Origin of the sequence: Bosea sp. AS-1 (assembly GCF_002220095.1) — a bacterium.
GTDB lineage: Bacteria > Pseudomonadota > Alphaproteobacteria > Rhizobiales > Beijerinckiaceae > Allobosea.
The window spans coordinates 2,038,623-2,058,772 of record NZ_CP022372.1; the positions used below are offsets into that span (position 1 = coordinate 2,038,623).

Here is a 20,150-nt window from a genome sequence, read left to right on the forward strand (position 1 = left end):
AGTGGCGGCCTCATGACTGTCTTGCGCAAGACACGTGGAAAAGGCTTGATAGCCTGCCAAACCAAGGAGGTATCCATGGGTCTGTTCAGTTTCATCAAGGAAGCCGGTGCCAAGATCTTCGGCTTGAGCTCGGCCCAGGCGGCGACGCCCGATGCTCTGCAGAAGGAACTGGCCGGCCACGGCCTGCCTTCCGACGTCAACATCCAGATCGACGGCGACAAGGTGAAGGTCTCGGGCAAGGCGGTCTCGACCGAGGAGGCCGAGAAGATCATCCTCGCGCTCGGCAACACCACCGGCGTGGCGCAGGTCGAGTCCGACCTGGCCGTCACCAAGGAGGCGCCCGCCGCCGTGTTCTATACGGTGAAGAAGGGCGATACGCTCTGGAAGATCGCCGAGGAGCATTACGGCAAGGGGCAGGGCGCGAAATACACCGAGATCGTCAAGGCCAACACGCCGCCGGTCAAGAATCCTGACCTGATCATGCCGGGCTGGGTGCTGCGCATCCCGCCGCTGGGCTGAGAGGCTGCCGCTGTCGACGGGATCGCGCCTGCGGGTGCGATTCCGCCGCAAGGATGCCGATGCCCGGATGGACGCATCCTGCACGAAGCTTCGCGCTTCGGGCGGTGCGCCGGGCATTGGCGTTTCGCTGCTCCCGTCCTATCTCCGCTTCCGGCTGCAGCGCAGGAAACGATCCGCCATGACCGTGAATGATCTCGACATCGATGACCTCAAAGCCGGGCTGGCCGATGGATCGATCCTGCTCGTCGATGTCCGGGAGCCGCATGAGTTCGCGGCGGGGCATATTCCAGGTGCCGTCTCGCGGCCGCTCTCCCAATTCGATCCGGCGGAGCTGCCGAGCGAGCCGGGCAAGCGCGTGGTCTTCTCCTGCGCGGCCGGGGTTCGCTCGCGGCACGCGCTGGCATTCGCGCAAGCGGCCGGGCTTCCCATCGACAGCCATTATGTCGGCGGGTTCAAGGACTGGGCGATGCGTGGCGAGCCGATTTCTTTCGATTGATCCGACAGGCGGCCGCGCTCATGGCAGCCTGTGCATGACCAAGGTTATTGCAATGTCCATTCGTACGTTTCTTTCCAGCGCGGTCTGCGCCATCGTTCTTGCCGGCGCGATGCCGGTGGCGGTGTCGGCGCAGGGCGTTCCGGCACAGGGCGCAGCCTCCGCGCCGGCCGGTGAGGCCGAATTGCAGGCCGCCATCACCAAGTCGAACGCCTATACCGCATTGATGAACCGCACGCTGCGCGCGATCCAGTCCTGGGAACGCTATGCGAGCTGGGTCGACATGAAGAAGGGGCCGACCGGCAAGGAGCGCTACATCTCCTATGGGCTCTACAGCCTCTATGACGTTACCGGCGAGATCAAGAAGGCCGAGGAAGCGGCCGCGCGCGATCCCAAGCTGCCGGAGATCGACGCGACGGTGCTGGGCTACATCAAGGCCTATCAGGAACTCGCGCCGTTGATCACCCGCGCCGAGCGCTACTACGACCGCAAGGACTATCGCGACGACAATCTCGCGGAAGGGCAGAAGCTGCACGCGCAGATGGTGCCGGCGGCCAAGGCCTTCCTCGACCAGCGCGCGAAGCTCGATGCCATGATGCGCGTCTACAAGACGGCGCTCGACGCGCAGGAACTGGCGGCGATCGAGCAACGCGAGGGCAAGTCCGTGCGCTGGGTCGTCCGCAATGTCATGATCAATGCGCGCTCGGTGATCGACCTGATGCCGACGAACGAGAAGCCGATCGTCGATCTCAAGGCGTTCGATGCCGCCGTCGCCGGTTATGCCAAGGCGATTCGCGAGATGGACGATTTCAAGGACAAGAATCCGGGCAAGTCGCTGTTCATGGACAGCCAGGCGAGTTCCTGGCTCGGCAAGCTCCGTGACTTCTCCGAAAAGCTCGCCAAGACCAAAGGCGATGTCCGGCGTGGCGCCGCGAATGACGCCAACTGGATCGTGAACAATTACAATACCATGATCACCCTCTCGGAAACGGCGGTTCGCTTCCCCCGATAGCGCGATGCGTTGAATGCAGCCCCGGGGCGTATGGCACCGGGGCTGACGACATGCCGTTTCTGTTCCAGTCTTTCATCAGACCTAACTGAGGATATGCCTCATGCGTCCCATGAAATTCGGTTTCGGCCAGCCGGTGCGGCGAGTCGAGGACCATCGGCTGACCACCGGTACCGGCCGTTACACCGACGACATCGCGACAGAAGGCGCCCTGCATGCCTATGTGCTGCGCTCGCAATATGCGCATGCGCGCTTCGCCATCCGAGACAAGGAAGCCGCCCGCAAGATGAAGGGCGTGAAACTCATCCTGACCGGCGAGGATGTCGCTCAATACGGCGATCTGCCGTGCAAGGGGCATATCGAGACGGTGTCGGGCGGGATGTCGCAGTCGCTGCCGGTTCCGGTGTTGCCGACCGATACGGTGCGCCATGTCGGCGAGGCCGTGGCCTTCGTCGTCGCCGAGACGCTGGCGCAGGCCCGCGACGCGGCAGAGGCGATCGAGATCGACTGGGAGCCGCTGCCGGCGGTGACCGGGATCGCGGAGGCGCTGGCCGAGGGCGCGCCGCAGGTCTGGCCGGATCGGCCGGGCAATGTCGCCTTCGAGGCCGAGCAGGGCGACCGCGCCAAGACCGAGAAGGCTTTCGCCAAAGCGGCGCGCACCGTCTCGCTCACCATCGTCAACAACCGGCTCGCCTCCAACTATATGGAGACCCGCGCCTGCATCGCCGATTACGACAAGGCCGAGAAGCGCTGGACGCTGACACTGGGCAGCCAGGGCAGCCACGGCATGCGCGACCTCATCGCGAGCTATGTGCTCAAGGTCGACCCCAAGCGCATCCGCGTGATCACGCCGGATGTCGGTGGTGGTTTCGGCACCAAGATCTTCCTCTACCGCGAATATCCGCTGGCGATGATCGCCGCCGAGAAGCTCAAGCGCCCGGTCCGCTGGGTGGCCGATCGCAACGAGCATTTCCTCGCCGACACCCATGGCCGCGCCAATCTCGCCACGGCGACGATGGCACTCGATGCCCGGGGCAAGTTCATCGGCCTCAAGGTCGATCTCTCTGCCGAGATGGGCGCCTGGCTTTCGCAGTACGGACCCTTCATCCCCTGGGTCGGCACCACGATGACGCCGGGCTGCTACAATATCCCGGCGGTGCATGTGCTGTTTCGCGGCGTGCTCACCAACACCACCCCGATCGACGCCTATCGCGGGGCAGGGCGGCCTGAAGCTGCCTATCTGATCGAGCGGCTGGTCGACGCGATCGCCCGCGAGACCGGCAAGTCGCCGGATACGGTGCGGGCGCTCAACTTCGTCAAGCCGTCCGAGATGCCGCACAAGACACAGACCGGCCCGGTGTACGATTCCGGCGAGTTCGAGGGCCATATGCGCCGGGCCATGGAAGTGGCTGACTGGAAGGGCTTCAAGGCTCGCCACAAGGCCTCGGCCAAGGCCGGCAAGATCCGCGGCATCGGCCTGTCCTGCTATATCGAGGCCTGTGGCGGTGGCGGCCCCGAGAGCTCGACCGTGATCCTGGAGAAGGATGGCACCGTCACCGTGCTGATCGGCACCCAGTCGAACGGGCAGGGGCATGAGACGGCCTATTCGCAGCTCGTCTCGCAGCATCTCGACATCCCGATGGACCGCATTCGCGTGGTGCAGGGCGATACCGACCGGGTCGAGACCGGCTCCGGTACCGGTGGCTCGCGGTCGATCCCGGTCGGTGGGGCGGCGCTGAACAAAGCGACCGAGATCCTGACCGACAACCTCAAGCAACTCGCCTCCGAGAAGCTCGAGGCGGCAGTCGGCGACCTTGAGATCGCCAATGGCGCGGTCCGGATCGTCGGCACCGACAAGGCGCTCGACCTTGCCGCGATCGCGGCGCTGCCGGGTGCAACGCCGACCATGCTCAAGGTGCATCAGAGCTGGACGCCGCCAGAAGCGACCTATCCGAACGGGACCCATGTCTGCGAGCTGGAGGTCGACCCGGGGACGGGGCAGGCCGAGATCCTCAACTACGTGGTGGTCGACGATTTCGGCGTGACGCTGAATCCGTTGATGCTGCAGGGCCAGGTGCATGGCGGTGCGGCGCAGGGCATCGGCCAGGCGCTGATGGAGGAGATTCGCTTCGATCCCGACGGGCAGATGCTGACCGCGACCTTCATGGACTATGCCATGCCGCGGGCCATCGACGTGCCGAACTTCCATTTCGAGACACGCAATGTCCGCTGCCTGACCAACGCCATCGGCGTAAAGGGCGCGGGCGAGGCCGGTGCCATCGGCGCCTGCCCGGCTGTGATGAACGCCATGGTCGATGCGCTTGACCGGGCAGCCGGCATCAAGGCGATCGACATGCCGGCGACGCCGGTGAAGGTGTTCAATGCGCTGAAGGAGGCTGGTTACCGGCTTTGATGCAAGGGCGGATTTGCGGGGTTGCAAATCCGCTCACGCAAAAGCGACTTGGCTGTGCCGCGATCATCGTTTGATCTAGACGTGTTCAAAACGGCGCCACCCGGCGCCGACTCGTCTTGAAGGGGAACTGAATGATCCGCACCGCTCTCGTGCTTGCCGGCCTCGGGCTCGGCCTCACCGCCGTGATGGCGCAGTCGAACCCGATCGCAGAACGGCAGCAGACGATGAAGGCGGTCGGCGCCGCGACGCGCGAAGGCGCAGCCATGGCGAAGGGCGATGCCGCTTTCGACGCCGGCAAGGCGCAGACGGTCTTCAAGACCTATGCCGATGCGGCGAAGAAGATGCCGACGCTGTTCCCCGACAATTCCAAGACCGGTGGCGAGACCACGGCTGCGGCGAAGATCTGGGAAGACCAGGCCGGCTTCAAGGCCGCCTTCGCCAAATTCGAGGCTGATGCGGGCGCGGGCACGGCCGTCACCGATCTCGCCGGTTTCCGCACGGCCTTCGGTGCTGCCACCAAGAACTGCGGCGCCTGCCACGAGGCCTATCGCATCAAGAAGTGAGGGCGCGCGTCTCGCTCTTGGGAAAGCGGGTGCCAGCGATGGCCGCCCGCTTTTTCTGCTTCTGCCGGAGCTTTTTGAGCCTTCCGGGCGTTTGAGGCGGGCCGGCCTTGTCGCGTCGAGCGACGCGAGACGGTTGGAATTGTTGTAGCGAGAGGGTTGCCGGCAGTTGGTTCTGCCGTCCAATCTGTCGCCGTGGAGCTGGATCCGCGCGATCGCATCCCGATCGAAACGGCGTTCGCTCCGGCTTTGTGGAGATGCCGATGCTGTTGCTGCGCCGCCTTCTGGTCACCCTCGTCGTGCTGGCAGCGATCGCGTTCGGCGGCTTCTACGTGCTCACCGATCCACGTGTCGTCTCGCCGGCTCCGGAAGTCGGCGCGCTGCCGGCGCCCGATATCGAGAACGGCAAGCTCCTGTTCGCAGCCGGCGGCTGCGCCTCCTGTCATGCGACGCCGGGGCAGGACGATCGCACGAAGCTCGGCGGCGGCTTGGCGCTGGCCTCGCCCTTCGGCACCTTCCACGCGCCCAACATCTCGCCGCATACGCGTGACGGCATCGGCAACTGGGGCATCCAGGACTTCGTCGACGCGATGGCAGCTGGTGTCGGCCGGCAGGGCGAACATCTGTATCCAGCCTTTCCCTACACATCCTACCGGCTGATTCCGCCCAAGGCGCTGGCCGACCTCTTCGCCTATATCCGCACGCTGCCGCCGATCGAGGGCAGGGCGCCGGCGCATGAGTTGCGCTTCCCCTTCAACATCCGGCGGCTGGTTGGCGGCTGGAAACTGCTGTTCTTCGAAGGCGGTTCCTTCCGCCCCGATCCGGCGAAGAGCGAGGCCTGGAACCGCGGCGCCTATCTCGTCAACGGTCCCGGCCACTGCGCCGAATGCCATTCCAGCCGCAATGCCTTCGGCGCGATCGTGCCAGCGACACGCTTCGCCGGCGGACCGGACCCTGAAGGCAAGGGCTTCGTCCCCAACATTACCCAGGACGAGGCGAACGGGCTCGGCAAGTGGTCGAAGGAGGAGATCGCGGAGCTGCTGAAGACTGGTTTCACGCCGAGCTTCGATAGCGTCGGCGGTTCGATGGCGGAGGTGGTCCGCAACATGGCGCAACTGTCGGATGCCGACCGGGCCGCGATGGCGGAGTATCTCAAGTCGCTGCCGGCCGTGGCGAGCCCGCCGCGGCCGCAGGCGAAGTAGAGAGGCTCCACCGGTCGGGTGTGATGCCAGATCCGCGAGAAGGAGGGGGCGAGCGCCCGCCTATGCGCTTCAAGGCTGTCATGGTCGATGTCGACGGCGTGGTGATCGTGCATCCCGATCCACAAGGCTGGGCGCACCATCTTGAACGCGATCTCGGATTGTCTTCCGAGGCGCTACAGAACGCTTTCTTCCGGCGCCACTGGCAGGATGTCATTCTCGGGCGCGCGGCATTGCGGGAGCGTCTGTCACCCGTGCTTGCCGAGATCGCTCCCCATCTCAGTCTGGAGCGGCTGGTGCGCTACTGGTTCGAGAACGACGCCCATCTTGATCGAGATTTGCTGGCGCAGCTTGCACCGATCAGGGCCGGCGGCGTGGAGCTCCACCTCGCGACGGTGCAGGAGCATGAGCGGGCCCGCTACATCTGGAACGAGCTCGCGCTGAACCAGCACTTCGACGACCTCCATTATGCGGCGGAGATCGGTTGGGCCAAGCCCGACGCCTCGTTCTTCCGCGCAGTCGAGGCAAAAGCCGGCTTCTCGCCGGCGGAGATATTCTTCGTCGACGACAAGCAAGCCAATGTCGATGCGGCGCGGGCGCTGGGGTGGAGTGCAGCGCTGTGGGACGGCACCCGATCCCTCGCGGTATTGATCGCGGAAGCGGAGAGGCGCTGATCCCGCGCGGCAGCGCAGTCTCTCTGCACTGGCCGGCGTCCACTATCTTCCCGGGGTCCTCTAGGCCGCCTTGGCGACCTGTTCCGGCCCGGCGATCTCGATGCGGTTGCGACCCAGCATCTTGGCCCGGTAGAGGGCATGGTCGGCGGCGCCCAGCAGCGCGCTCAGCTCGGCCTCCCGGCCTCTGGTCTCTGCCATCCCGATGCTGACGGTGGCCGGAATCGCGAGCCCGTCATGTCGCACGGCCGTGTCGGCGAAGCGACGGGCGATGCTTTGACCGATCAGGCGAGCCTCCTCGCCATCCATATCCGGCAGCAGGATCGCGAACTCCTCTCCGCCAAGGCGTGCGCTCATGGCGTCCGGCCCGGCGATCTCCTTCGTGATGCTGGCGAAGAGCTTCAGTACGCGGTCTCCGGCTTCGTGTCCGTATCTGTCGTTGATCGCCTTGAAGTGGTCGAGGTCGATCGCGAGCAACGTGCAGGAGGCATGCCGCCCAGCACGGGCCAGATGCTGGGGGGCGAGCTCGAAGAAGCCCTGTCGGTTGTTGAGGCCGGTGAGGAAGTCTGTGCGGGCTGTCGCAACCAGCCGGGCGCGATCCTCTTCCCGCACCAGCGCCAGCAGGGACATCGACATCGTGACGATGAAGAGAACCGCCTCGTACATGGTGAGCTCAGCGACGATAGGCAGCATGTCGTTGCCGTAGATCGTCGTCAGGATCGGAGCTGCGAAGGTGCGTGCGCCATAAAACAGGCCATGGCAGGCAAAAGCGGCGACCGCGATCGGGCGGGAGCGCAAACCCGCGGCAGTTCGACTGCGGAGCAGTACAAGCGCTGCTACCGCGCAGACGACCGCGATCGGAAAGGCGCTGATATGGTTCCAGAACAGGCTCGCAGCGCCGGCTCCGGCCACAAGCCAGGCCGCGCCGATGGCGGCGAGCAAGGCCGCCATGAGGCTCGGGTGGAGCCTCTTGCCGTCCAGCGCCAATATCCCCTGCAAGGCCAAAAGGTAGCCGAACATCATCACGACATTGGTGATAGCCGGGCCGGTGACACCCGGAAGCAGGCTTCGGTTCATCGCCAGCACGCAGCCGAAAGCAAAAATACCGTAGGCCGCAGCCCACAGGCCGAGCTCCCGCGCGCGCTGGGCCTGCGCCTTGCGCTCCCAAAGCGTCATCGCCGCTGCGACGAGCAGCGTTCCGGTCGTCAGATACCAGAGGGTTGCAAGGTCCATCGGTCTCGTCGTCAGCCGTGGCCGTATCCGGTCTCAGGCATATGGCGTGCTCCCAGCCAGCCCAGCGTAGAAATGGAGCCTGGCGCACACAGGTTAATTTCAGCTTGTGGGGGTGCGCCGCTTTTCGGATTTTCGCCGCGGTCGAAAATCGGGCCCTCATGAGCATAAATCCGCTTGGGGACTTCTTGGAAAGCAGTTCTTGATGGTGAGAAATTGCCGCAGAAGTGAAAAATTCTACTTGAAGATTGAAGTAGGTTGGGTTGGTAAATTATAGTATTTGCGTACGCGTAATCCCGCTCTCTCAAATTTCCTGATGTTCATGACGTAAGGTTATGGCGCGGAAAATCTGCGGCTCCGCCAGATCGGGGCCGCTGTGCTGGAGTGGGCAATATGCTGTCGTAACGGTTCGTGCCGGCTGGAACGCAGGCGCTGCGGAGCGGCTCAATCCGAGCCGCCTCGGGCGCTGTCACGCATGCGGGCCGGCGTATTGCTCGTCCGTGACGTGCTCGAGCCAGTCGACCGGCGAGCCGTTCAGCTTCTCCTGCAACGCGATATGAGTCATCGCAGTCGTCGCCGTGGCACCATGCCAGTGCTTCTCGCCGGGCGCGAACCAGACGACATCGCCCGCGCGGATCTCTTCGATCCGGCCGCCCTCGCGCTGGACCCAGCCACAGCCGGCGGTGACGATCAGGGTCTGGCCGAGCGGGTGGGTGTGCCAGGCGGTGCGGGCCCCGGGCTCGAACGTCACGAGCGCGGTCGCGATTCGTGCTGGCTCGGGCGGGTTGAACAGCGGGTCGATGCGAACCGTGCCGGTGAAGTATTCGGCCGGACCCTTGCCCGAGGGCTGCGAGCCGATGCGTCGGATGTCCATCGTCTGGCCTCTGCTTCCGTGCGCCCTATTCCATCACCGCTGCCTTGAGGATGCAGACCATGAGGGCATGGCCCGGCTCCTTGCCGACGCAGCGGACGATGTGACGGCGGTCGCAGCGATAGCGCAGGGTCTCGCCGGCCTTGGCGCGCTGAACGATGTCGCCGACCTCGACCTCGAACTCGCCGGCAGTGACGGAGAGGGATTCGATCGAGCCGCGCTGGTGGCCTTCCGAATCGAGCTCGCCGCCGGGCTCGGAGGAGACCTCGTACCATTGCAGCCACTCGACCGTCTTGATCCAGCCGATGATGGCGAGCTTGAGCTTGCCATCTTCCGAGACGAGGATCGGCGTGTCGGCGCGCGTGGTCTTGTCGATGAAGGGCTCTTCCTCGCCGCTGGAGAGGACGCGCTCGATCGAGATGTCGAGCGCCTGGGAGAGCCGCCAGATCGTCGCCAGCGTCGGGTTGGTCTCGTTGCGTTCGATCTGGCTGATGATCGACTTGGCGACGCCAGACTGCTCAGCGAGGTCGGAGAGCGAGAAGTTATAGGCCTTGCGTAGGCGCTGGATTGTCTTGCCGAGTTGGCCGGAGATGACCTGCGCGCCCGATTCCAGCTCGCGTCCGCCGCGCTCTTTCGTCTCGATGCCCATTCCGCCGTCCTGTTCGCTGCCTGGATCGCGTGCCCTCGCCAACGATCTTTATAACGAACGAACAATGCCTGTTCTCCGGTTACGGAGCAAGTCTCGCGGCCGGATTCGGTGTCGCTTCAGGTTATGCGGCTGGGGCCGACTTCGCGTTGTGCCTGCCGCGCGAGACCGAGCTGACGCTCACGGAAGATGACGTAGATCCCGGAGGAGATGACGATGAAGGCGCCGATCACGATCGTCGAGGCCGGCCATTCGCCGAACCAGAACCAGCCGATCGCCACCGCCCACAGCATGGTGGAGTACTCGAAGGGGGCGACCAGCGAAGCGTCGCCATAGCGATAGGCCTGGACGATCAGGATCTGGCCGAGGCCGCCGAGGATGCCGATGACGACCATCAGCGCGGCATCCTGATAGGTGGGGACGTTCCAGCCGAGGAGGATGGTCGAGAGGCCGAGCAGGCTGGTCAGCAGCATGAAGTAGAAGACGATGGCACCGGTGCGCTCGGTCTGGGTCAGCAGGCGGACCTCGACCGAAGCGAAGGCCGAGCAGAAGGCGCCGGCGAGGCCGAGCGCGGCACCGACGGCCGCACCCGGTCCGAGCTGATGGGAACCGGCGCCGAGATGGGGGGAGAGCATGATGAGGACGCCGACGAAGCCGATCGTCACCGCGCTCCAGCGGTAGATGCGCACGCGTTCCTTCAGCACCAGCGCGGCCAGCACGACGACGGCGAGCGGCGCGGCATAGCCGATGGCGACAGCCTCCGACAGCGGCAGGAACTGCAGGGCCGCGAAGCCGCAGAACATGCCGGTCGAGCCCATGATGCCGCGCTTGAGATGGCCGCGCAGATTGTCCGTCTTCAGGGCGGCCGGCAGCTCGGCACGCCAGGCGAGCCAGATCAGCAGCGGAATCATCGCGAAAAAGGAGCGAACGAAGACGATCTCGCCCGTCGGGTAGCGCGTCGAGATGGCTTTGATGCCGGCCGACATCAGCGTGAAGAACAGCGCCGAGAGCAGCTTGAGACTGATGCCGAGAAGAGGGGACAAGGCGGCGGCGCTGCGGGATGGCGGGAACGGTTTCGAGCGAAACCGTTCCTCCTTAGATCATGTCGAGGCGGGGTTGCGAAGCGTCAAGGCTGCAACACCGCCCAGCTGTTGGCGTGCGTCGTTCGCTCGATCAGAACGTGCCGCGGAAGGAGCCGCCGTCGATCAGGAAGTTCTGGCCGGTGATGTAGCCGGCGTGGACACTGGCCAGGAAGGCGCAGAGCTTGCCGAACTCGTCGGGGGTGCCGAGGCGGCCGGCAGGGACAGCGGCGAGCCGGTTCTTCGTCGCCTGCTCGATGCTGATGCCCTGCATCTCGGCCACCTTGTTGGTCGCGGTCTTGATCCGGTCGGTGTCGAAGACGCCGGGCAGGATGTTGTTGATGGTAACGTTGGCGTGGGCGACCTCGCGTGCGACGCCCGAGAGGAAGGCGGTGAGGCCGGCGCGGGCGGCAGACGAGACGTCGAGCCCGGTCAGCGGCGTCACCACGCTCGCCGAGGTGATGTTGACGATGCGGCCGAAGCCGCGCGCGATCATGCCGTCGATCACGCTCTGCACCAGCTCGAGTGGCGTCGCCATGTTCTGCACCACGCCTTCGAGCAGGCCCTCGCGCGTCACCTCGCGGAAGGGCTTCGGCGGCGGCCCGCCATTGTTGTTGACGAGGATGTCCGGTGCCGGCGCGGCGGCGAGCAGCGCATCCTGCCCGGCCTTGGTCGCGACATCGGCGACCACGGCGATGACGGTCGCGCCGGTGCTGGCGCGAATCTGGCTCGCCGTCGCTTCGAGCGTTGCGGCGTTGCGGCCGTTGATGACGACCGTGCAGCCGGCTTCGGCGAGGGCCTGCGCGCAGCCGCGGCCGAGCCCCTTGCTGGAGGCGCAGACGATGGCCGTGCGGCCCGCAATTCCAAGATCCATCAGCTTTTCTCCCGTGAGCCTGGGGTGCTGCGACGACGCAGCCATCCATCGGCAAGGCAGAGCATGGATTGGCGGCTCCGTCATCAAAGCGCAACGCAAATCAGACACACGCCGCAGGCATCGCAACAGCATGGGCCGCCGGGCATGAGCGACGAGGACGACGCGAAGCGGGTTCGCAGCATCTTCATCTCGGATCTGCATCTGGGCACGCGCGGGGCCCAGGCCGATCTCGTGCTGGAATTCCTGCGCGCCTACGACGCTCCCACCATCTATCTGGTCGGCGACATCATCGACGGCTGGCGGCTGAAGAGCGGCTGGTACTTCCCGCAGAGCCACAACGACGTCATCCAGAAGCTGCTGCGCAAGGTGCGCAAGGGCTCGAAGCTGATCTACGTCACCGGCAACCACGATGACTTTCTGCGCGACTTCACCGGCCTGCAGTTCGGCGGCATCACGCTGGTCGACGACATCGTCCACGAGACGGCGGACGGCAAGCGTCTGCTCGTCATCCATGGCGACCTGTTCGATCTCGTCGTGCGCAACGCCAAATGGCTCGCGCTGCTCGGCGACTGGGCCTACACCGTCGCGCTCGGGCTCAACATGGCGCTGAACAAGGTGCGGCGCTGGCTGCAGCTGCCGCACTGGTCGCTTTCGGCCTGGGCCAAGCACAAGGTCAAGAACGCCGTGAATTACATCGGCGAGTTCGAGACCTGCCTCGCCGAGGAGGCCCGCAGGCACAACGCCGACGGTGTGATCTGCGGCCACATCCACCATGCCGCCTTCCGTGAGATCGCAGGCCTGACCTATATCAACACCGGCGACTGGGTGGAGAGCTGCACCGCCTTCGTCGAGCATCATGACGGGCGCTTCGAGCTGATCCGCTGGCCGCAAGGGCGGCTCAAGGGTGAAGCGGCGGTCCCGGTCGTCGTGCCGGCACGGCCGGCTGCCGTGCCGGAACTCGTCGAGGCGGCCCGGAGCATGCTGGGACCCATGGAGCTGGCGCGCATTCTGGGCGGCCAGCCGGAAACGGCCGAACGGAAAGCGCGCTGATGCGCATCCTCATCGCGACCGACGCCTGGCGGCCGCAGATCAACGGCGTCGTGCGCTCGCTGGAGCGGATGATCCAGGCTGCGCCGGATTTCGGCGCGACGGCGGCTGCGCTGACGCCGGAGGGTTTCCGGCAGATCGCCATGCCGAGCTACCCCGATATCCGGCTTGCGCTCGCGACCCGGCGCGCACTGGCGGAGCGGATCGCCGAATTCGGACCGGACCATATCCATATCGCGACCGAAGGGCCGATCGGCTGGCTGACGCGGGCGGTCTGCCTCGCGCAGAAGCGCCCCTTCACCACGAGCTATCACACGCGCTTCCCGCAATATGTCGCGGCGCGCTGGCCCATTCCCGAGAGCTGGAGCTACGGGCTGCTGCGGCGGTTTCACGGCCCGGCGGCGGCGGTGATGGTTTCGACCGCGACAGTGGAGGAGGAGCTGCGCGGGCACGGCTTTCAGAAGCTGGTGCGCTGGGGGCGGGGCGTCGATCTCGATCTGTTCCATCCGCGCCCACAGAGCGTGCTCGAGCTGCCGCGGCCAATCTTCCTCAGCGTCGGGCGCGTTGCGGTGGAGAAGAATCTCGAGGCTTTCCTGTCGCTCAGGTTGCCAGGCAGCAAGGTCGTCGTCGGCGACGGGCCGGCTCGGGTCGATCTGCAGCGCGCCTTTCCTGACGTGCATTTCCTCGGCGTGAAGGAGGGCGAGGCGCTCGCGGCGATCTACGCCTCCTCAGACGTCTTCGTTTTCCCAAGCCTGACCGACACCTTCGGCATCGTCTTGCTGGAGGCCGCAGCGAGCGGGTTGCCGGTCGCGGCCTTTCCGGTGCAGGGCCCGCGCGACGTCTTCGCCGGCAGCGGCGCAGCGGTGCTCGACGAGGACCTGCGCAGTGCCGCGATGCAAGCGCTCCGGATCCCTGCCGAAACCTCGCTTGAGCTCGCCGCGCGCTATAGCTGGGCGAGCAGCGCGGCGCAGTTCTACGGTCATATCCGGCGCGTGGCGCAACAGGCCGGCTATCTGCCGCAGGAGCCGGCCGTCCCCGCCACCAGCAGCTTCACAGCCTTCGCGAACGGGCGTGGCGCGGAAGGGCGCGTGCCGCAGCGCCTGCCGGCTTGAGTTGGGCACGGAAGCCGTCGCGCCGCTCATGCACCGAAGCGATGACGAGGCCCATCGGTACGCCGAGGCCGACGAGCGCAGCCTCCGACAATTGCAGGCTCGCCTCGATGGTTTCCGGCACGGCATCGTTCACGCCGATCTCGTAAAGATGGCGGGCGTGGGCCGCGTCGCGGGCGCGGGCGACGATGACGATGTCCGGTCGCAAGGCCCGCGCCGCCTGCACGGTCGCATCGACGGCGCGCGGATTGTCGATGGTCACGATCAGCGCCGTCGCCTCCTCCAGCCCGCATAGCTTGAGGAATTCCGCCTGCGTCGCGTCGCCGTAGAAGGCGGGGCGGCCTGCGCGGCGCTGGGCGGTGATCAGCGAGGCATCCGAATCGATGACGATGTGGGACTTGCCGTGCTCTTCCAGCATCGAGGCGACCAGGCGCCCGACTCGGCCACCGCCGACGACGATGGCGCGGGGCGCCTGGTCGTCCGGCGGCAGGATCTTCGCCTCGTCGGGAAGGGCGACGGCGGGAGCGAGCTTCTGGGCGAAATGGCGGGCGAGGCGGGCCTGCAGCGGCAACGTGACCATCGTCAGCGAAACGGCGGCCAGCGCGATGCTGCTCGCGCCCTGGTTGACCAAGTCCGCGCTGGTGGCGCCGTTCAGCAGCACGAAGGCGAACTCGCCACCGGGGCTGACCATCAGCGCCGTTTCGAGCGCGGTCGCCGAGGACAGCCGGAAGCGCCGGGCGAGAGCGAAGATGATCAGGCTCTTGATCGCAACCAGCCCTGCCGCGACAGCGAGGATCGCAAAGGGGTGGGTCGCGATCTGGGCCGGGTTCACACCCATGCCGACGGTGAGGAAGAAGACGCCGATCAACAGTGACTTGAACGGATCGATCGTGACCTCGACCGCGCGACGGAACTCGGTCTCGGCCAGCAGCAGTCCGGCGATGAAGGCGCCGAGCCCCATGGAGAGGCCGGCGGCGGCGGCGATCAGCCCGGTGCCGAGCGCGGTCAGGAGCGTCGCGGCCATGAAGCTTTCGGCCGAGTCGGTCGAGGCGACGAGACGGAAGAGCGGCTTCAGCGCCAGCCGACCGATGATGACGATGGTGGCAATGGCGACCGCCGCCTGGATGAAGGCCTGCGCCAGTCCGGCGAGCAACGAGCCGGAACCATTCTGCGTGTCGAGCACATTGACCAGGAACAGCAGCGGCACGACCGCCAGATCCTGGCAGAGCAGGATGGCGAAGCTGGCGCGCCCGGCCGAGGTGGTCATCCGCTTCTTGGCGGCAAGCAGCTCGACGATCATCGCCGTCGAGGAGAGGGCAAGGCCGAAACCGATGATCAGCGCCGCCGTGGCCGGTTGGCCGAGCGCATAGGCGATGAGCCCGATGGCGGCGGCGGAAAGCCCGACCTGGGCAAGTCCGAGGCCGAAGACGAGGCGCTTCATCGTCATCAGGCGCTCGAGGGACAGTTCCAGCCCGATGACGAAGAGCAGGAAGGCGACGCCGAGCTCGGCCGGGCCGGCCAGCGCCTCGGCATTCGAGACGGTGATGGTTCTGAGCAGCGGTACGGTTGAGACCAACCCGCCGAGGCCGAAGGGGCCGAGCAGGGCGCCGCAAGCGATGAAGGCGATGATCGAATTGACCTTGAGCGTCTTCGCGAGCGGCACGACCACTCCCGCCGTCGCGAGCACGACGACGGCGTCCTTGTAGACGGAGGGATCGACGGTTCCGGCCAAGGCCTGCCCTTACGATTCGAACGGTTGGGATGGTCCGGGTATTCTTGCGGTTCGCAGGTGCGATGCACAACCTTCGAATCGCTGCGACCGCGAGAAATTTGCGTTGCCGCGCGAGCCTTTAGGCAGAAGCGCTGCGATGGGTTGCGCAAAACGCGGTTTTGTCCGCCTTTGCGAATGCGCTAGCGTTAGCGGCCACGCTCAGAAGGATCGTCCATGCGTTTTGCCGGCACCGAGAACTATGTCGCGACCGAGGATCTCACGGTGGCCGTCAATGCCGCGATCCGGCTGGAGCGGCCGCTGCTGGTGAAGGGCGAACCCGGGACCGGCAAGACGGTGCTCGCGGAAGAGGTCGCGGCCGCGCTCGGGGCACCGCTGATCACCTGGCACATCAAGTCGACCACTAAGGCGCAGCAGGGCCTCTACGAATACGATGCGGTGAGCCGCCTGCGCGACAGCCAGCTCGGCGATCCGCGCGTGTCCGATATCGCGAACTACATCAAGCGGGGCAAGCTCTGGGAGGCCTTCGCCTCGCCGGTGAGGCCGGTGCTGCTGATCGACGAGATCGACAAGGCGGATATCGAGTTTCCGAACGACCTCCTGCTCGAGCTCGACCGCATGGAGTTCCACGTCTACGAGACGGGCGAGACGATCAAGGCGGCGCAGCGGCCGGTGATGATCATAACCTCCAATAACGAGAAGGAGCTGCCGGACGCCTTCCTGCGTCGCTGCTTCTTCCACTACATCCGGTTCCCCGATGCCGAGACGATGCAGGCCATCGTCGAGGTGCATTTCCCCGGCATCAAGAAGCGCCTGATGGAGGAGGCGCTCAGGCTGTTTTTCGAGGTACGCGACGTGCCGGGCCTGAAGAAGAAGCCTTCGACCTCCGAGCTGCTCGACTGGCTGAAGCTTCTCGTGGCGGAGGATATCGGCCCGGAGGTGCTGCGCGAGCGCGACCCGCGCAAGCTGATCCCGCCGCTGCATGGCGCGCTGCTGAAGAACGAGCAGGACGTCTCGCTCTTCGAGAAGCTCGCCTTCATGGCGCGGCGCGAAAGTCGTTGAACTTGCGTCAGCCGATGCCCAGCAACGGGCGGGCATTCAGCGCGGCAACAAGTGCCGCCGCAGTGGCGCAGGCATAGGTGAGGGCGAAGGCGTCGACGGTGCGCAGCGCTGTGCCTGGGCGGAGCGATGAGGCAAGGAGCGCGACGCCCGGCACGATCTGCATGGCGTGCAGCGCCAGGAAATGGGCGAGGCGCAGATCGCCGACGCTCAGAGACCAGCCGAAGAACGGGATGACGGCAGCCGAAGGCGGCGGCGTGCCGACCGTGTGGCCGCCGGCACTGCTCAGCACCGCGCCGGAGAGGATGCCGAGAATGGCGGTGAGGCCGAGACCGAGGATGAGGGAGCGGCGCAACACCGCCGGCAATGGCGCTGCGTCCTTGCGGGCCAAGCCATAGGCGAGGATGCCGCTCGCCGCGGTGAAGAGCACGGCCGCGATGCCCATGGCCGCATAGAAAGCGATCGCCGTCGGGCTGCCCTGATTGTAGTGGGAGGCTTCGCCACGCGAGGCGCGCCAGGCGATATAGACGAGCTCGAAGAAGAGCAGTCCGATCACTGGCCAGACCGTGAAGCGGCCGAGCCGCGAGCGCTGGAAGGCTTCGCCGGTCAGCGGCAGCAGCAGTGCGAAGGAGAACAGATAGATCGCGATCGAGATTTCGAATTTCAGCGGCTTGAGCCAGACATTGTCACCGTTGAAGAGCCGTGTGTCGATGGCATAGGCGAGCAGCGTCGGAACGATGAGGAGCACCATCGCGATGCCGGCTGCGCTCAGGCGTGGCTCCCACTCCAGGGCACGGAACGGCGCGGGCAGCCGCGCCAGGAAGCGCGGAATCCGGTCTTCCACGACGATGTCGCGGCTCGTCGCGACGAGGCGATAGAGCAGGTAGCCGGCCGGGCCGAAGAGGAAGGTCAGGACGAGAACCGGGATCATCGCCCAATGCGGCAGGCCCGCGTGCTGCGAGCGGCGCAGCAACCAGGCGCCAATCAGCAGGTCGAAGGCAAGGTAATGCACCCAGCCGGCGAGCAGCAGCGGCCTCGAGGCAAACAGGGCTGCGACGTCGTCGAGCGATGAAAAGCCGCCTTGCGCCTCGTGCCAACACACGCCGATCAGGACGAAATAGCCGAGGGCCAATAGGGTCGGGATAAGGGCGCCGGCCAGAACCTGGCCCGCCCGCCAGCGCGGTGTGGCGATCAGCAGGAGCCAACCGCAAATGGCCAGCAGATTGGCTCCGGAGAAGGCAGCGTCCCATGTCAAAGCCGGCATCATTCCCTCCAAACTTGACAGTGTTCAGTTGCGGGTCGGTTCTGACTCGTTATCTTAACGCCGTCAAGATTATTTTGACGCTGTCAAGATTCACGGAGGCCGTCATGGCCGATGCCCCGGCGCGGACCGAGCGCGAGCACTACCACCATGGCGCATTGCGGGAGGCGATGATCGCGGCCGCGGAAGCGGTGTTGGTCGAGCGTGGGCTCGGCGGCTTCACCTTGCGCGAATGTGCCCGGCGGGCGGGGGTGTCGCCAGCCGCTCCGGCGCATCATTTCGGCAACCTGACCGGTTTGCTGACGGCGATCGCGACGCTGGGCTTCGACGACCTTTCGACCGCGATGGAGGCGGCGGTTGCAATGGCGCAGGCGCAGGGACGCAGTCGCCTTGCCGCAATCGCACGAGCCTATGTCGAGACGGCGCTCGCCAATCCCGGGCGTTTCCGCGTCGTCTTCGGCCAGCGCGGGATGGACCGGCAGGACCCCGCCTTCCGGGCTGCGGCAACGCGGGCCTTCGGCATCCTAGTCCGCGAGGTGCGGCTGAGCCGTGGTCTGCCAGCGCCTCTTTCCCTTGACCAGAAGCCCGCCGCAGAGGCGCTGGCACCCGATCTGCCGGAAGTGCTGCTCGCCTGGTCGACAGTCCATGGCTTCTCGACGCTGCTGATCGACGGCGCACTGGATTTCCTGGCTCCGGAAAGTGGGCGCCGCGCGTTTCTCGACAGGCACGCGGCAAGGCTTTTCGCTCTGCTGGCATCAGCCCTTTCGATCGAGGCGGAGCCGGCCTGACGGGACTGCGCGACAGGCTGCCTCGCATTGGCGCCGGCACCGGGCTGAACCCGGCAATTGCGGCGAGCCGAGGCCACAATGCGGGTCCGATCAGGACGGTTGTTTCGGCAGTGCGTCGCAAGGGGGGATCGCAGTCGCCAGGTCGACCGTCGGGGCCGCGGCATGGACAATCCCTGCAAGATCGACATCGCGGGTGAGCAGCACATAGTTCTGCGTCTCCGACGTCTTCAGATAGCTCGTCATCGGGATCGTCTTGCCCGAGAGTTCGCCGAGCCGGCAGGCTTTTTCAGCCATCAGGGCGAGGCTGCCGCGGTTCCCGCCGTTGTGCGGACCGACGAACATCTCCTGACGGAAGGCGCCGATGCGCGCGGCGTCGGCCTCGCTGAGCCGGTAGACGGTGAAACGACGCCCGGGCGCCGCCAGGCTTGGCAGCTGCGCCAGTTCCTTTGGGTCGCTGACCTCCTCCAGAACGACTTTACGCTCGTGACGGCCGCCATCCTTGGGCAAGGCCACCATCGTCATGGTGATTCCGCCAGGGAGTGGGCGGATCTCTGCCGGCAGGCTGATGCCGGCCCGCAACGCGGCGAGCTGCGTCGTCCGGATATCGACCTGCGACAGTTTCGGCAGCGAGGCCAGGGGCACATGCCCGCAGCCGGCAAGCACGCAACTCATGATGAGACAGAGCGAGGAAACGGTGCGCATGGAAAGCCTGTTGAATTGCCTTTGACATTCAAAAATTCGTCTATTACTTTAATTTTGTCAATTAAGGGCATCATCATGTCGCACCCATCCCCGCCAGCCGCAGCCTTGACCCGTGACGCTGCCGTTCGCCTGCGACGCGTCAGCCGATGGGCACGCGCCTTCAGCTATGCCGCAGGATTGCTCATGTTCTTCGGCTTGATCTGGCTGTGGACGGACCCCGAGGCGCTCGCCAGCCATGCCCGGAGTGCGATCGGGCTGGCGAACGCGCCCATCGCGCCATCGCCGAGGGGGTACTGGGCAGCATTCGCGCTCGCCTGGGTGCCCGCCGCGTTCTTCATCCTGGCGATGCTGCGGCTGGGGAACCTGTTCCGGGCGTTCGGTGAGGGCAGGGTCCTCGTCGATGAGAACGCGACGAGGCTGGCGCAAGTCGGCTGGCTTCTCGCCGGCTTCGGCGCCGTGACGCCGGTGGTCCGTGCGGCCCAGAGCCTGGCGCTGACTTTCGACAATCCCGGCGGACAGAGGCAGATCGCCATCATGCTCGATCCCGGCATCTTCGCTGCCCTGGCCGCGGGGGCGACGCTGATCGCCTTCGGCCTGGTGCTGCGCGAGGCGATCAGGCTCTCGGACGAGAATCAGAGTTTCGTGTAAGCCGGTCCCATGCCCGTTATCGTCGAACTCGATGTCATGCTGGCGCGCCGCAAGATGCGCTCCAAGGAACTCGCACAGCGGATCGGCCTGACGGAGCAGCAGGTCTCGCAGCTCAAATCCGGCAAGGTGCGCGGCATGCGCTTCGATACGTTGTCGCGGATCTGCGAGGTGCTGCAGTGCCAGCCGGGCGATTTGCTGCGCTACGAGCCGGGAGTCGATGCCGAGGGCGAATGACCCCCTCGC

Annotated in this window: 21 protein-coding genes; 13 read left to right on the forward strand and 8 right to left on the reverse strand. The window is 65.9% G+C overall.

What is annotated here, in order from left to right; all coding sequences use genetic code 11:
• Window positions 1–75 precede the first annotated feature (75 nt).
• The 7 genes from lysM (at window position 76) to CE453_RS11400 (ending at window position 6,867) form a co-directional block, all read left to right on the forward strand.
• Complete coding sequence (lysM, locus tag CE453_RS11370; RefSeq protein WP_089174690.1) at window positions 76–519, forward strand: peptidoglycan-binding protein LysM; 444 nt, start codon at window positions 76–78, stop codon at window positions 517–519.
• 178 nt (window positions 520–697) lie between these two features.
• A complete protein-coding gene (locus tag CE453_RS11375; protein ID WP_089177842.1) occupies window positions 698–1,015 on the forward strand; it encodes a rhodanese-like domain-containing protein in 318 nt (105 codons plus the stop codon).
• 52 nt (window positions 1,016–1,067) lie between these two features.
• The gene (locus CE453_RS11380) at window positions 1,068–2,024 is read left to right on the forward strand and encodes a YiiG family protein (RefSeq protein ID WP_248308035.1); all 957 of its coding nucleotides are present in this window, start codon (window positions 1,068–1,070) and stop codon (window positions 2,022–2,024) included.
• Between the two features lie 100 nt (window positions 2,025–2,124).
• Window positions 2,125–4,434 (forward strand): xanthine dehydrogenase family protein molybdopterin-binding subunit, encoded by a 2,310-nt coding sequence (locus CE453_RS11385; protein WP_089174691.1) that lies wholly within the window; start codon window positions 2,125–2,127, stop codon window positions 4,432–4,434.
• Between the two features lie 131 nt (window positions 4,435–4,565).
• Window positions 4,566–4,997 (forward strand): c-type cytochrome, encoded by a 432-nt coding sequence (locus CE453_RS11390; RefSeq protein ID WP_089174692.1) that lies wholly within the window; start codon window positions 4,566–4,568, stop codon window positions 4,995–4,997.
• 266 nt (window positions 4,998–5,263) lie between these two features.
• Window positions 5,264–6,196 carry a c-type cytochrome gene (locus tag CE453_RS11395; protein WP_472840996.1) on the forward strand — a complete coding sequence of 311 codons (933 nt, stop codon included), beginning with the start codon at window positions 5,264–5,266 and terminating at the stop codon, window positions 6,194–6,196.
• A 62-nt stretch (window positions 6,197–6,258) separates the two neighbouring features.
• Complete coding sequence (locus CE453_RS11400) at window positions 6,259–6,867, forward strand: HAD-IA family hydrolase (RefSeq protein ID WP_089174693.1); 609 nt, start codon at window positions 6,259–6,261, stop codon at window positions 6,865–6,867.
• 60 nt (window positions 6,868–6,927) lie between these two features.
• Here CE453_RS11400 and CE453_RS11405 read toward each other — a convergent pair whose 3' ends face one another.
• The 5 genes from CE453_RS11405 to CE453_RS11425 all read right to left on the reverse strand — a co-directional run bounded on the left by CE453_RS11405 (window position 6,928) and on the right by CE453_RS11425 (window position 11,564).
• Entirely contained in the window at window positions 6,928–8,097 is a 1,170-nt protein-coding gene (locus CE453_RS11405) for a GGDEF domain-containing protein (RefSeq protein WP_089174694.1), read from the reverse strand.
• A gap of 466 nt (window positions 8,098–8,563) precedes the next feature.
• Complete coding sequence (locus tag CE453_RS11410; protein ID WP_089174695.1) at window positions 8,564–8,968, reverse strand: (R)-mandelonitrile lyase; 405 nt, start codon at window positions 8,966–8,968, stop codon at window positions 8,564–8,566.
• Window positions 8,969–8,993: 25 nt separating this feature from the next.
• The gene (locus CE453_RS11415) at window positions 8,994–9,614 is read right to left on the reverse strand and encodes a helix-turn-helix domain-containing protein (protein ID WP_089174696.1); all 621 of its coding nucleotides are present in this window, start codon (window positions 9,612–9,614) and stop codon (window positions 8,994–8,996) included.
• A 116-nt stretch (window positions 9,615–9,730) separates the two neighbouring features.
• Window positions 9,731–10,654: a DMT family transporter gene (locus CE453_RS11420; protein WP_089174697.1), complete on the reverse strand. Its 924-nt coding sequence runs from the start codon at window positions 10,652–10,654 to the stop codon at window positions 9,731–9,733.
• Window positions 10,655–10,784: 130 nt separating this feature from the next.
• Window positions 10,785–11,564 carry an SDR family oxidoreductase gene (locus tag CE453_RS11425; protein WP_089174698.1) on the reverse strand — a complete coding sequence of 260 codons (780 nt, stop codon included), beginning with the start codon at window positions 11,562–11,564 and terminating at the stop codon, window positions 10,785–10,787.
• 144 nt (window positions 11,565–11,708) lie between these two features.
• Between CE453_RS11425 and CE453_RS11430 the strand changes: the two genes are divergently transcribed.
• The gene (locus CE453_RS11430) at window positions 11,709–12,614 is read left to right on the forward strand and encodes a UDP-2,3-diacylglucosamine diphosphatase (RefSeq protein WP_089174699.1); all 906 of its coding nucleotides are present in this window, start codon (window positions 11,709–11,711) and stop codon (window positions 12,612–12,614) included.
• On the forward strand, window positions 12,614–13,723 hold the full coding sequence (locus tag CE453_RS11435) for a glycosyltransferase family 4 protein (RefSeq protein WP_089174700.1): 1,110 nt from the start codon (window positions 12,614–12,616) through the stop codon (window positions 13,721–13,723). Before CE453_RS11430 ends, CE453_RS11435 begins: the two co-directional genes overlap by 1 nt.
• Here the strand turns inward: CE453_RS11435 and CE453_RS11440 are convergent.
• A complete protein-coding gene (locus CE453_RS11440; protein ID WP_089174701.1) occupies window positions 13,662–15,452 on the reverse strand; it encodes a cation:proton antiporter domain-containing protein in 1,791 nt (596 codons plus the stop codon). The genes CE453_RS11435 and CE453_RS11440 overlap by 62 nt on opposite strands.
• 213 nt (window positions 15,453–15,665) lie before the next feature.
• Between CE453_RS11440 and CE453_RS11445 the strand changes: the two genes are divergently transcribed.
• Window positions 15,666–16,511, forward strand: coding sequence for an AAA family ATPase (locus CE453_RS11445; RefSeq protein ID WP_089174702.1), 846 nt, complete (start codon window positions 15,666–15,668; stop codon window positions 16,509–16,511).
• Window positions 16,512–16,518: 7 nt separating this feature from the next.
• On the opposite strand, the gene CE453_RS11450 is transcribed toward CE453_RS11445, so the two are convergent.
• On the reverse strand, window positions 16,519–17,772 hold the full coding sequence (locus tag CE453_RS11450) for an ABA4-like family protein (RefSeq protein ID WP_157732994.1): 1,254 nt from the start codon (window positions 17,770–17,772) through the stop codon (window positions 16,519–16,521).
• Window positions 17,773–17,876: 104 nt separating this feature from the next.
• On the opposite strand from CE453_RS11450, the gene CE453_RS28545 reads away from it, so the two are divergent.
• Window positions 17,877–18,557: a TetR/AcrR family transcriptional regulator gene (locus tag CE453_RS28545; protein ID WP_198302319.1), complete on the forward strand. Its 681-nt coding sequence runs from the start codon at window positions 17,877–17,879 to the stop codon at window positions 18,555–18,557.
• A 90-nt stretch (window positions 18,558–18,647) separates the two neighbouring features.
• On the opposite strand, the gene CE453_RS28550 is transcribed toward CE453_RS28545, so the two are convergent.
• Window positions 18,648–19,259, reverse strand: coding sequence for a hypothetical protein (locus CE453_RS28550; protein WP_157732996.1), 612 nt, complete (start codon window positions 19,257–19,259; stop codon window positions 18,648–18,650).
• 75 nt (window positions 19,260–19,334) lie between these two features.
• Here CE453_RS28550 and CE453_RS28555 point away from each other — a divergent pair, with 75 nt between their 5' ends.
• Entirely contained in the window at window positions 19,335–19,907 is a 573-nt protein-coding gene (locus CE453_RS28555) for a DUF2975 domain-containing protein (RefSeq protein WP_157732997.1), read from the forward strand.
• Between the two features lie 9 nt (window positions 19,908–19,916).
• Window positions 19,917–20,141 carry a helix-turn-helix domain-containing protein gene (locus CE453_RS11470; RefSeq protein ID WP_089174705.1) on the forward strand — a complete coding sequence of 75 codons (225 nt, stop codon included), beginning with the start codon at window positions 19,917–19,919 and terminating at the stop codon, window positions 20,139–20,141.
• The last annotated feature ends 9 nt before the right edge of the window (window positions 20,142–20,150 follow it).